The organism is Brevibacillus formosus (assembly GCF_003013405.1).
GTDB classification, from domain to species: Bacteria; Bacillota; Bacilli; order Brevibacillales; family Brevibacillaceae; genus Brevibacillus; species Brevibacillus formosus.
The window spans coordinates 57,357-70,204 of record NZ_PXZL01000009.1; the positions used below are offsets into that span (position 1 = coordinate 57,357).

The 12,848-nt window shown below is 48.7% G+C and carries 12 protein-coding genes and 1 riboswitch; all 12 genes read left to right on the forward strand.

Annotation, left to right across the window (positions count from 1 at the left end; translation table 11 throughout):
- The first annotated feature begins 3 nt into the window (after positions 1-3).
- The 12 genes from cntD to C7R91_RS09675 all read left to right on the forward strand — a co-directional run bounded on the left by cntD (position 4) and on the right by C7R91_RS09675 (position 12,834).
- On the forward strand, positions 4-825 hold the full coding sequence (gene cntD, locus C7R91_RS09620) for a staphylopine uptake ABC transporter ATP-binding protein CntD (protein ID WP_047069518.1): 822 nt from the start codon (positions 4-6) through the stop codon (positions 823-825).
- Complete coding sequence (locus C7R91_RS09625) at positions 812-1,555, forward strand: ABC transporter ATP-binding protein (protein WP_047069347.1); 744 nt, start codon at positions 812-814, stop codon at positions 1,553-1,555. Before cntD ends, C7R91_RS09625 begins: the two co-directional genes overlap by 14 nt.
- Before the next feature lie 50 nt (positions 1,556-1,605).
- The gene (gene cntE, locus C7R91_RS09630; RefSeq protein ID WP_047069349.1) at positions 1,606-2,802 is read left to right on the forward strand and encodes a staphylopine family metallophore export MFS transporter CntE; all 1,197 of its coding nucleotides are present in this window, start codon (positions 1,606-1,608) and stop codon (positions 2,800-2,802) included.
- Positions 2,803-3,090: 288 nt separating this feature from the next.
- Positions 3,091-4,167, forward strand: a complete 1,077-nt coding sequence (locus C7R91_RS09635; RefSeq protein WP_236697840.1) for a PAS domain-containing sensor histidine kinase — start codon at positions 3,091-3,093, stop codon at positions 4,165-4,167.
- Positions 4,164-4,808 (forward strand): response regulator, encoded by a 645-nt coding sequence (locus C7R91_RS09640; RefSeq protein ID WP_047069350.1) that lies wholly within the window; start codon positions 4,164-4,166, stop codon positions 4,806-4,808. The genes C7R91_RS09635 and C7R91_RS09640 overlap by 4 nt, the downstream gene beginning before the upstream one ends.
- Positions 4,809-4,940: 132 nt before the next feature.
- Positions 4,941-6,140, forward strand: coding sequence for an FAD/NAD(P)-binding oxidoreductase (locus C7R91_RS09645; RefSeq protein ID WP_047069351.1), 1,200 nt, complete (start codon positions 4,941-4,943; stop codon positions 6,138-6,140).
- Positions 6,141-6,415: 275 nt separating this feature from the next.
- Complete coding sequence (locus C7R91_RS09650) at positions 6,416-7,834, forward strand: MBL fold metallo-hydrolase (RefSeq protein WP_047069352.1); 1,419 nt, start codon at positions 6,416-6,418, stop codon at positions 7,832-7,834.
- Between the two features lie 31 nt (positions 7,835-7,865).
- Positions 7,866-8,651 carry a sulfite exporter TauE/SafE family protein gene (locus tag C7R91_RS09655; RefSeq protein ID WP_047069354.1) on the forward strand — a complete coding sequence of 262 codons (786 nt, stop codon included), beginning with the start codon at positions 7,866-7,868 and terminating at the stop codon, positions 8,649-8,651.
- Between the two features lie 101 nt (positions 8,652-8,752).
- Positions 8,753-8,857, forward strand: a riboswitch (SAM riboswitch).
- Between the two features lie 107 nt (positions 8,858-8,964).
- On the forward strand, positions 8,965-9,897 hold the full coding sequence (locus tag C7R91_RS09660) for an ABC transporter permease (RefSeq protein WP_083995049.1): 933 nt from the start codon (positions 8,965-8,967) through the stop codon (positions 9,895-9,897).
- Between the two features lie 4 nt (positions 9,898-9,901).
- Positions 9,902-10,849, forward strand: a complete 948-nt coding sequence (locus tag C7R91_RS09665) for an ABC transporter permease (protein WP_047069355.1) — start codon at positions 9,902-9,904, stop codon at positions 10,847-10,849.
- 13 nt (positions 10,850-10,862) lie between these two features.
- The gene (locus tag C7R91_RS09670) at positions 10,863-11,885 is read left to right on the forward strand and encodes an ABC transporter ATP-binding protein (protein WP_047069356.1); all 1,023 of its coding nucleotides are present in this window, start codon (positions 10,863-10,865) and stop codon (positions 11,883-11,885) included.
- Positions 11,878-12,834 (forward strand): ABC transporter ATP-binding protein, encoded by a 957-nt coding sequence (locus C7R91_RS09675; RefSeq protein ID WP_047069357.1) that lies wholly within the window; start codon positions 11,878-11,880, stop codon positions 12,832-12,834. Before C7R91_RS09670 ends, C7R91_RS09675 begins: the two co-directional genes overlap by 8 nt.
- Positions 12,835-12,848: the final 14 nt, after the last annotated feature.

Consider the following 12,848-nt stretch of genomic DNA (forward strand, 5'->3'; position numbering starts at 1 on the left):
ATGATGAACATTTTGGAGGTAAATAACCTGAAAATCTGGGACAGCCGCAATGATCGAGTGATCGTTCCAAACAGTTCATTTCATGTGAAGCAGGGAAGCTGCCTGGCCATTGTTGGAGAAAGCGGAAGCGGGAAGTCGGTGACTTGCAAGGCCATCATGAGATTGAATAGCGCCGGGATTCGCCAATCGGGAGACATTCTATTACGAGGAGAAAACCTCATGGAGCTCTCAGAACAGGAGATGAGGAAAAAGAGGGGAAAGCAGCTTTGCATGATTTTACAGAATGGCATGCGTGCCTTTGATCCCTCTTGCGTGGTGGGCGTTCATCTAAAGGAGACGCTAGTGGAACATTTTGGATGGAGCCGTGACGAAATCACAACCAAAATGAAAAATGCCATGGAAAGCGTCATGCTGAAAGACCCGATCGAGGTAATGAATAAATATCCCCACCAGCTGTCGGGTGGAACGCTGCAGCGGGTCATGATTGCGCTGGCCATCGTATTGGAGCCTGACATTCTGATTGCTGATGAACCCACGACAGCACTCGATACAATCTCGCAGTTCGAAGTGGTTGAGCAGTTCCTGCAATTGCGCGATCGACTAGGCAGCTCCATGATCTTCATTTCTCACGATTTAGGGATTGTCAAATTATTAGCAGATGAGGTTCTCGTCATGAAAGAAGGAGAAATTGTTGAAAAAGGGACGACCCAAGCCATCTTCTCTGAACCGCAGCATACCTATACCCGTTACTTGCTCTCCTCGAAGCTAGCGATGAATCAACATTTTAAGAGGGTCATGGGAGGAGTTAGTATTGCTGAGCGTTGAGTGTGTGGAGAAATCATACGGAAGGGGCGGATTGTTCTCAAGGGAAAGAGAGCATGTGTTGAAAAACATTAGCTTCGAATGCAAGTCTGGGGAGTGTCTCGGCATCATCGGAGAAAGCGGAAGTGGTAAATCAACATTAGGAAGATTGCTATTGGGGATTGAAAAGCCTGATCGAGGTGCCATCTTGTTTGAGGGCAAAAAAGTAGAGGATCGAAAAGGAAGAACAGGGAACATCAGCGCTGTATTTCAAGATTACACTTCTTCGATCAATCCATTATATACGGTTGAGGACGCCATACGGGAGCCTTTGCAAATGAAAAGAAAGGGACGAGAAGATGTTCGAAGCGAGATTGATCATTTATTAAGTCAAGTAGGGTTGGATTCTTCCTATCGAAAGAAATATCCTCATGAGTTATCAGGGGGGGAGGCTCAGAGGGTATGCATAGCGAGAGCCATTTCAACGGAACCGAGATTCATTCTATTTGATGAAGCAATCAGTTCACTGGATGGGTCTGTGCAAATGCAAGTGCTTGAATTACTAAAGGACTTGAGGAAACGTTACAAGATTGGCTATATCTTCATCACCCATGATATACAGGCTGCCGCCTATATATGCGACAGAGTCATGATCATACGAAATGGTGAGATCGAAGAGATTGTGAAGGTTGAACAATTAAAAGATGTTCAATCCGCCTATACGAAGAAACTGCTGCAAATGATTATTGCCTAAAGGAATTGGCAACGAGAGTGAGCAGAGGATCAGAGGAAGGAGCAAGAACTATGAGAGGGGCTCTGTCTTGGCCATTTTTACGATTATACATATTGACTCTTTTGTATTTTAGTGCGAACTCTATTCTGAATGTCATTATTCCGTTAAAGGGTGCAGAGTTGGGTGCGACCAATACAACAATCGGAGTCGTTATGGGAGCGTATCTGTTTACAACCATGTTTTTTCGGCCGTGGGCAGGTCATATTATCCAAAAATATGGACCAATCAAAGTGCTCCGCACGATTCTTATTTTCAATGGAGCGGCTCTCATTTTGTATACGTTTACTGAATTAGAGGGTTTTATTGTTGCCCGTATTCTGCAAGGGGTGTGTACCGCTTTTTTCTCCATGGCATTACAGTTAGGGATTATTGATGCGTTGCCGGACGAGGATCGTTCTCAAGGAATTTCCCTGTATTCCTTATGTGCTTATTTGCCTGGTATTCTTGGCCCTTTACTCGCTTTAGGCATCTGGCAAGCGGGGGATAGCTCTTATTTTACAGTTGCTATGGTCACCATTGCGATCCTTACAGGAGTGGTGGGTTATAGCGCCAGCATGGACAAAAAAGTGGCTGAGCCTGCTCCGGGTCAGACTGAACAGGGAGCAACCATGCTTGGTTCCATGAGCCAATTAGTCAAAAACCCGTATTTATGTAAATGCAGCGTCCTGATGCTGGCTGCATCTATTATATTTGGAGCTGTGACAACCTTTATACCGCTGTACGCTGTACAAATCAACTACGGGAATGCGGGAATTTTCCTGATGCTTCAAGCGGGTACCGTCGTATTATCGCGGTTTGTATTGAGAAAGAAAATCCCTTCAGACGGCAAGTGGCGTTCCTCTTTTATGATGGGAATTATGCTCATTCTTGCGGTAGCGGCGTTAAGTGTAAGCTTTTCTAGCTTGGGTGGAGCAGCCTTTCTCTACGTAGGGGCCATATTAATGGGAATCGCTCAAGCCCTTCTCTATCCTACGTTAACGACGTATTTGACATTTGTTCTGCCAAAGACGGATCGCAATGTGTTAATCGGGTTATTCATAGCTATGGCGGATTTGGGTGTTTCTCTGGGAGGAGTCATCATGGGGCCAGTCGCTGATCATTTCTCTTATTCCTTTATGTATATGATCTGTGCAATCTTAGGCGTGACGATGATCATTTTTGCCTATGAACGAAGCAAAACTTCTGTTGGGTTACAACAAGACAGATGATTTTCTTTGCCGAGGCTCAATCGTGGAAGGAAGAAAAGGGTTATCTGTAAATAGTGGTTGGACACGTAAGAAAATATTCAGGTGGCAAGCCTAGTACATGTTAGGAGATGATACCTAGCGTTTACTCGGCTTTTTCATATTAGGATGCGAATCAAAAAACAGTACCTATTTGACCATCATTTAGCGTCATAAAAGATAGGGGAAGGTACCTATTTGAAAGGTGCTTCCCGTCTTTTACGATTGGGTTATAGAAGAAATGATCTCGATACCATTCAGTATGGAGGACCAATGATGGATCAAAGTCTGAATTATTTTGAACACTCTGGTGATGAAGGAAACGCGATCGACAACGGGTATCTAAAGCAAATCTTCGACCACTTGCAAGACGGAATTATTCTCATGGACCAGGAACGAAAAATTATGGTGATGAACCCATCCGCAGAGAAAATGACCGGTTGGAAACGAGGAGAAAAGGTCCCGTTCTGCTCCTACTGCCAAAACAGAGAGTTGGAACCGGGAGAAGAACGATGTTATTTGCTCGCCAAACGGGAGGTTCCCTATTTTCTTTCTGCGATGCCTACATATGAAGGACGGTACGTAGACATGGAGATGAGTACGGCTGTCATCTATGAAAATGGTGAACAAAATAGGCAGGATGTCCTTTTGGTCTTAAAAGATATGACGGTCAAGAAAAAAGAAGAGGAGGTCAGAATCTCCAAGCAGGTGCTGCAAAAAACGCTAGAAGCTCAAGAAAATGAACATAAGCGCCTGGCCCGGGAGCTGCATGACGGCGTAGGACAATCCTTGTATTCCGTTTCGGTAGGTATTCAAGCGATTCAAGCTCGCCTAAACGAGAAAGGACAATTCCGGGAATACATGCAAGAGATCGTGAATGAGCTGGAAAAAGCGATGCAAGACGTCAAGCTGTATTCTCTACAGCTGCGTCCGCATAGTCTCGATCAACTGGGGCTGATTCCTACTGTACAACATCTTGTTTCCAGCTTGAACAAAGCACATCAGGATGTTTCCATTACCTTTTCCTACAGCAATGTCAGCGATCATTTTCAGCCAATCTTGGAAATCAACCTGTACCGTGTCATCCAAGAAGCCTTACATAATGCACTGAAATACGCGAAGGCGACACTCATTGAAGTCATCTTGTACAAGGAAAACGACCTACTGACGTTACTGATTCAGGACAACGGAATCGGATTTGTGCGCGATCGGGTTCAGGGTGGTCTGGGACTCAAACATATGGAAGAACGAGTGGATCAGATGGAGGGGACTCTTCAGATTCAATCCGTGCTCCACGAAGGTACATTGATCAAGGTAACAGTAGTAGGACAAGGAGGGAGAGCAGAGTGATACGGGTGCTTTTGGTTGATGATCACACGATGATTCGGAAGGGATTGCGTGTGCTTCTCGAAAGTTACTCTCAAATAAAAATTGTCGGAGAGAGTCATACAGGAAACGATGCCATCCTTAAAGCCAATCAGCTGGAACCCGATGTGGTGCTGATGGATTTGTCATTGCCAAATGGGCTGGATGGATTTACCGCGAGCAATGAGATTCGCAAGTCGAATCCTTTCGTGAAAATCGTCATATTGACCATGCATGACGAGGAGATTTTTGTCCAGAAGGCTATTACTGTCGGAGCCGATGGGTACATCTTAAAAAACAGTCATGGCGAGCTGCTGTTTCAAGCCATTGTGGAGGTCTATAGAGGTAAGCGCTTTTACAGAACATCCGTATCGCAAGAGGTCATCAATCTATGGCTGAAATCGGATGCCAGGACGCTGCCTTCTGTATTAACGCTGCGAGAAAAGGAGCTTGTCAGACTCATTGTGCTTGGCTATACCAATAAGGAAATGGCAGATAAGCTGTTGATCAGCGTCAAAACTGTGGAGAACCACAAAACGAATATCATGCAGAAACTAGGACTGGATTCTAAGCATCAATTGATCCAATACGCCATTAAAAATAGATATCTCGATCTGGCGTTTTAATCGCATAGATCAAAAAGTAGGGGACTTCCCCTATATAGAAAAAATAACAGGCGAATAAACTGAATATAGTGACTACATCGCATGAACCATCATCGTACGATTGGAAACCATACCGTCGGCGAAGGAGGAACTATGGCAAAACAAGTTCATTATACGGTTGTCATCGTGGGAGCAGGCTCAGCCGGTATCTCTGTTGCTGCCCGTATCGTCCGGGCTTCCAAAAGGCTCAGGGGACAAGTCGCCATCATCGATCCCGCATCCAAGCATTATTATCAGCCTCTGTGGACATTAGTCGGAGGGGGCGCCGCGAAAAAGGAGGAATCCGAGCGTGACCTCTCCTCTCTCATTCCCGCAGGCGTCGATTTGATTTGCGATGCAGTCACCATGTTTCAACCAGAACAAAACACGCTCAGCACGAGGCAGGGGACCATCTTTTCCTATGACTACCTCGTTGTTGCTGCCGGTCTGCAACTAGATTGGGAGGGCGTAAAGGGTTTGAAAGATGCTGTTGGGAAGGACGGTGTTTGCAGCAATTACTCATACCAAACGGTAGAAAGTACATGGGAAGCCATCCAGAGTTTTAAAGGCGGCTCTGCCATTTTTACGCACCCGAATTCACCCGTAAAATGCGGCGGAGCTCCTCAGAAAATCATGTATCTGGCCGATGACTACTTTCGCAAGTTACATGTTCGCAACCAGTCAGAGATCATTTTTGCATCAGCGAAGGGAAGTATTTTTGACGTTCCCACGTATGCCAATACCCTCAACAACGTCATTCGTCGCAAGAACATCGAAACGAGATACAAGCATAACCTGATGGAAGTGCGGGCAGATACCAAGGAAGTCGTATTCGAGAATCTGGACACCAAAGAGCAGGTAGTATGGAAGTATGACATGCTTCATGTGACCCCTCCCATGAAAGCGCCCGATTTCATTGCAAACAGCGCATTGGCAGACACAGGAGGCTGGGTCGATGTCGATCCATTTACGCTTGCGCATAAAAGATACCCCACTATTTTCGGCATCGGCGATTGCACGAATCTTCCCACGTCCAAAACCGGAGCTGCGATTCGCAAACAAGCGCCAGTTTTGGAGAAAAACCTGCTCGCACTGATCGATGGTACCCCTTTGGCTGCCAAGTACAACGGTTATACATCCTGCCCACTCGTAACAGGGTACAACAAACTGGTACTAGCCGAATTTGATTACAACCTGACGCCGTGTGAAACCTTTCCTTTTGACCAATCTAAAGAGAGGTTCAGTATGTACCTGTTGAAAAGAGAACTGCTTCCCATCCTTTATTGGAATGGCATGCTTAAAGGATTGATGTAAGGAAGTTTTTAAAAGAAAGGGGGAGAAGCAGCTTTTGAACGACAGGAAGGTAGCGAGTAGATGGTCAACTGTCCCGTTTCTTTGTGTAAAAAGAATCGATAGACGCCCTGTTCACCTTGCTTGATAAGCTGCCAAAGCTCGTTAAGTATGTCAGCGTTTTACAAGCTCATGAAAAAGCCCACCGTCCAAAAAACACTTCGTTTTATCCAATCACTGCTCGAAGTACACGCGGAAAAATCAAACAAAAAACAGACCTGTTAAAGGAGGAATGCACCATGTTGTTGCGTTACTTTTATGATGAAAAGCTGGCCCATGCATCTTATCTGGTCGGCTGCCAAAAAACCGGGGAGGCGATTGTTATCGATCCTGCCCGCAATCTGGCTCCTTATTTTCAAGTCGCCAAAGCAGAGGGAGTTACCATTGTAGCCGCCACTGAAACACACATTCACGCTGATTTTGTATCTGGTGCCAGGGAACTGGGCGTAGCTCATCAGGCGAAGCTGTTTTTATCCAATGAGGGCGATGAAGAATGGAAATATCAATACTTGGAAGGTTTGAACCATCAGCTCGTCCACGATGGAGATCGTTTTTTTATTGGAAACTTGCTATTTGAAGTCATGCATACTCCTGGCCATACACCTGAGAGCATCTCTTTCCTTTTGACAGACGTCGGAGGGAACGCAGATCGCCCCATCGGGATCTTCACGGGAGATTTCGTTTTTGTCGGCGATATCGGCAGACCGGACTTGCTCGAAAAAGCAGCGGGAATGAAGGGGACGTCCGAGTTAGGTGCAAGAGCCATGTTCCAGTCCCTCCAAAAATTCAAGCAACTGCCGGATTATATGCAGGTATGGCCAGCTCATGGCGCAGGAAGTGCTTGCGGGAAAGCACTGGGGGCCGTGCCGTCTTCTACCGTCGGTTATGAAAAGCTCTTTAACTGGGCGCTGTTACTCTCCAATGAAGAGGAATTCGTCAACGCACTCCTGGATGGACAACCAGAGCCGCCTACGTATTTTGCCGTGATGAAACGCGTGAATAAGGAAGGCCCTGCCTTGCTCAAGGAACTCCCTGTTGTTCAAGAGTTCAACTCGCTTGAAGCGGTAAAGGAATCGCTGGGAAACGGACAGCTGATCGATACACGCCCTTTCCAGAAATTTGCGAAGGGGCATCTGGCGGGAACACTTCACATTCCTTTTAACAAATCATTCGCCAACTGGGCGGGCTGGATCGTCGAGTACGATCGCCCGGTTTACATCCTGGCCACTCCAGATGAGCTGGACGAGATTTTGCAAGCCTTGCATTCCGTAGGGATTGATCGTGTCACAGGCTTTATCGATAGCGGTAAGCTAATAGAAAGTGAAGAGTCTTCGCTCGAGATAATCGAAGACGTAACACCGCTGGAGATTGCAGAACGGGTGGAAAAAGGAGAGGTTCACGTAGTGGATGTACGCAATCTGGCTGAGTGGAAGGAAGGACACATTCCGGATGCGCAGCACATCATACTCGGTACTCTCGCCACGCGGCTGGATGAGATTCCTCGCGAGAAGCCTGTTCTCGTACAGTGCCGCTCCGGTGCCCGATCCGCCATTGGAGCAAGCATCCTGAAAGCAAACGGATTCAAGGATGTAATAAATTTGAGCGGCGGAATCTTGAAATGGCAACTAGACGGCTTGGCAGTTGTAGAACGAGGATAAAACGAAGCGAGGAGTTGCAAAGGGTGAGCCTATGACTATCGATCTTGTGATCACACTGTTTGTTATCGGTTTCGCGGGATCGTTTATCTCTGGTCTCGTCGGAATCGGGGGCTCTATCATCAAGTATCCGATGCTTCTGTACATTCCGCCCGCCCTTGGATTTGTTGCTTACACAGCTCACGAAGTATCCGGAATAAGTGCCGTCCAAGTATTTTTTGCCACCCTAGCTGCTGTTTGGACTCTGCGCAAAGATAAGGTTATCCATTACCAGCTCGTTCTGTGCATGGGAAGTGCCATTATTGTCGGTAGCTTGCTTGGAGGATATGGAGGAAAATATCTTTCCGCAGAAGCCATCCATATCGTTTACGCCATTCTGGCCACCATTGCTGTCATCTTGATGTTCCTGCCAAAAAAGCGAGTGGATGAACGTGAAAATACCAAGGTTATCTTTCATAAACCAACAGCCGTATTATCCGCTTTGATTGTAGGAGGAGCCTCCGGAATTGTTGGGGCCGCTGGCGCTTTTATTTTGGTTCCCATCATGTTGATCATCCTCAAGATACCGACGAGAGTTGCGATTGCTTCCTCTCTTGCCATTACCTTTCTTTCTTCCATTGGATCGGCGATAGGGAAATGGATGGCGGGGGACATATTGCTGTGGCCATCCCTGATCATGGTAATCGCAAGCATGATGGCAGCGCCGCTCGGTGCGAAGGTCAGCAAACGTTTGGGTACCCGTATTCTCCAAACTATTCTTGCCTTGTTGATCCTAGCCACCACGATTAAGATTTGGGCAGACATTCTTATATTTCCATAAATAATAAAGAAAAATCAATTGTCATTGAACAGCATTGACATATCCGAGTAAAATGATAAGATAAAAAAGAATTTTACGATGAATTTAAATTTCATAGAACATTCTTATCGAGAGTGGTGGAGGGACTGGCCCGATGAAACCCGGCAACCTTGGTCTGATTGACCTTACGGTGCTAATTCCTGCGGAGTTATTCTGCGAGATGAGAAGGTGGGAACTGTGCAATCACCCCTCTTCTTTTCGGAGAGGGGTTTTCTATATTTTTAATTCATTGTATTCATATGTTTTTACTTTGTATTACGAAGGAGGAAACAATGTGCTTCTTTATGCAGTCAAGCGTGGCTTTCTCATGATCGTTACGCTGTGGATTATTGTCACGGTAACATTTGTGACCATGCACCTGATTCCGGGTGATCCATTCGCGTCTGACGCCAAAATGCTTCCGGAAGAAGTAGTGAAGAACATGCGGGCGGAGTACAACCTGGATCAGCCAATCACGGTACAGTACCTGCTCTATCTGAAAGGACTGCTGCAATTTGACTTGGGGCCCTCTATCCAGTCCAAGACGAGGGATGTGAACACGCTGATTGCAGAGGGATTTCCCGCCTCGGCTGTTCTGGGACTCCAGTCGTTTATTGTCGCGCTGGCAGGTGGAATCACACTGGGAATCGTAGCGGCACTCTATCACAATCGAACGCTGGATTTCTTGTCTATGTTTGCAGCGATCATCGGGATTTCCGTCCCCAGTTTTATTCTGGCGCCACTGTTGATCAAGTACTTGGCGGTCAAATGGGAGTTATTTCCTGTTGCTGCGTGGGAGAGCTGGGAACACTCGATTCTTCCAACGCTTGCGCTTGCTATCGGTCCGCTCGCCATTATTGCCCGTTTTGTCCGAGCCAGCATGCTTGAGGTTTGGCAACAGGAATACATAAGTACAGCGCAGGCAAAAGGGCTTGGCACCTTTTCCATTGTCGTTAGACACGGGATGCGCAACGCCATACTGCCGGTTCTTACTTTTATTGGTCCGCTGTTTGCCAACCTGATGACCGGAACCTTTGTGGTGGAAAAGATTTTCGCCATTCCCGGGCTCGGCAAATACTTCGTGGAAAGCATTTTTAACCGCGATTATCCTGTTATTTTGGGAACGACAGTGTTTTACAGCTTTGTGCTCATTTTTACTTTGTACATGATTGACCTGCTGTATCGGGTGATTGACCCGCGCATCAGATTGACGAGTGGAGGGAAGTAGCGTTATGGCCAATCAGGCAACACAACTGGATTCCCTGTTTCGACCAGTCGACCGAAACCGGCTATCCGAGGAAACTTCGGAACGTCCCAGTCTTGGGTATTGGCAGGAGGTATGGCAGCGGGTATGCAGCAACAAGCTGGCAATGCTCGGGTTCTTCCTGCTCATGGCAGTGGTGACCCTCTCGATCATCGGTCCGATGCTCGTTCCCCACAGCCCGCATGAACAGTCATTGACGAAGGGAAATCTGCCATTGTCGGGCGAGCACTGGTTTGGAACGGATGACTTAGGCCGGGACATGTGGGCTCGTACCTGGGCAGGCGGTCAAATCTCTTTGTTTATTGGTGTGGCGGCAGCTGCGATCGACCTAGTCATTGGTGTATGCATCGGCGGGATATCCGGTTACATGGCTGGGAGGAACAAGCTGGGCGACCGTGTGGACAACATCCTGATGCGGTTGGCTGAAATGCTGTACAGCATCCCGTATTTGCTAGTGGTAATCCTGCTGATGGTGGTTCTGGAGCCTGGTCTCTCAACGATCATAATTGCCCTTTCCCTGACTGGCTGGGTGGGGATGGCCCGCCTGGTCAGAGGACAAATCATGCAGATCAAGCGTCAGGAGTTTGTACTGGCCGCAGAAAAGCTGGGCACCTCTCATGTCAAAATCATCATGAAGCATCTGCTGCCGAATACGATCGGCGTCATCATCGTCAACCTGACCTTTACGATCCCGCACGCGATTTTCGCCGAATCGTTTCTCAGCTTTCTTGGGCTAGGTGTGCAAGCGCCAACCGCGAGCTGGGGAACCATGGCTAACGACGCGCTGGCGGTTATGCTGAGCGGGCAGTGGTGGCGTCTGTTTTTTCCTGGATTCATGATTTCGCTTACCATGTTCGCGTGCAATGCACTCGGGGACGGCTTGCAGGACGCACTGGACCCACGGATCAGGAGATGAGGGGGAGTACATCATGAAGCCATTGTTGGAAGTAGATCAGTTGCGCGTCTCCTTTCGCACGTACGGTGGAGAGGTGCAGGCAGTAAGAGGGGTTTCTTTTTCTGTGAAGGAGGGAGAGACACTGGCAATTGTCGGGGAAAGCGGCTGCGGAAAAAGTGTGACTTCTCGGGCATTGATGGGGATGATTCCTCCGCGATCCGGTCAGGTAAAAGGCGGCAGCATTCGGTTTCGCGGGCGTGAACTGACTGGGCTGACGAAGATGGAATGGCAGCAGGTTCGCGGCTCGCAGATCGGCATGATCTTCCAAGACCCGATGACCTCGCTGAACCCTACGATGAAAATCGGTCAGCAGATTGCGGAAGGGCTGATCAAACATCGAAAGCAGACGAAGACGGAAGCAAAGGAAGAGACACGGAAACTACTGGAGAGGGTGGGCATTCCGGAAGCGGCGAGACGATTTGAACAATATCCGCACGAGCTAAGCGGAGGCATGCGGCAGCGCGTTGGAATCGCCATGGCGCTTGCTTGTCAACCGCAGTTGGTTATCGCCGACGAGCCGACGACAGCGCTCGACGTGACCATTCAGGCCCAAATCCTACGTCTGATGAAGGAGTTGCAGAAGCAGTTGAACACGTCGATCATTTTGATCACCCACGATCTGGGTGTAGTCGCGGAGGTGGCCGATCATGTAGCGGTAATGTACGCAGGCGTAGTGGTGGAGAGCGGCCCCGTGGGAGAAATCTTCGACAACCCGCGCCATCCATACACACAAGGGCTGTTGCAGTCTGTCCCACGCCTCGATGCAGGCAAAAAAGAGCGGCTGATCCCCATCGAAGGAACACCGCCGGATCTGTTTCGTCCGCCTGCTGGTTGCCCCTTCGCTGCCCGTTGCCGGTTTGCCATGGAAATTTGCATGGAGCATATGCCGCAATCGAATTCGTTTTTCAATCAGCATGAGGCGAGCTGCTGGCTGAACGACCCGCGTGCCCAGAGAACAGAAGCGTGTATGGTAGCAGGGAGGGAGACACATGGTTGACAACATAGTAGGGGTGGAGAATCTCGCTAAATCGTTTGAGATTGGCGGAGGCCAACGGGTTAGAGCTGTTGACCGCGTCTCTTTTGAAATCAGGCGAGGGGAGACGCTCGGAATCGTTGGGGAAAGCGGCTGCGGCAAGTCTACGCTGGGCAGAACGATCGTGGGGCTGTACCCGGCTACTGCAGGACGCATCCTGTTTCATGGCAAAGACATCGCCAGGATGGATAGAAGCGAGCGACGGGAAGCAAACCGCCACATGCAGCTGATCTTCCAAGATCCGCAGGCCTCACTCAATCCGCGGTTGCGGGTAGGCGACATCATCGCTGAAGGTATCGACTCCTATGGATTGGCAAAAGGAAAAGAGCGAGAAGAACGCATCTATCGGCTGCTGGAGTTGGTAGGATTGCACCCAAGCCACGCAAAACGCTTTCCGCATGAATTTAGCGGCGGACAGCGACAGCGTATCGGCATCGCCCGCGCGCTTGCGGTGGAGCCCAGCTTTATCGTGGCAGACGAGTCCATCTCTGCACTGGATGTGTCCATTCAGGCGCAAATCGTCAATCTTTTAGCCGATCTTCAGGCAGAACGGTCCATCACCTATCTGTTTATCGCCCATGACCTATCGATGGTGAAGCACATCAGCGACCGGATAGGCGTGATGTATTTGGGGCAGATGATGGAGCTGGCACCGGGCGAGAAGTTGTTTGCTACGCCGCTACATCCATACACGCAGGCCTTGATCTCGGCTATGCCCGTCTCCCATCCAGCCCAACGTGAAGAGCGGGAGCAGATCGTGTTGACCGGAGAACCGCCCAGCCCGATCCATCCGCCAAGCGGTTGTCCGTTTCGCACCAGATGTCCGGTTGCCCAAGGCGTTTGCGCCGAAACAGCGCCTGACTGGAAGGAGGTGAGGCACGGACACTGGATCGCATGCCATCTTGTACAGTAGACAGAGGAGAACAA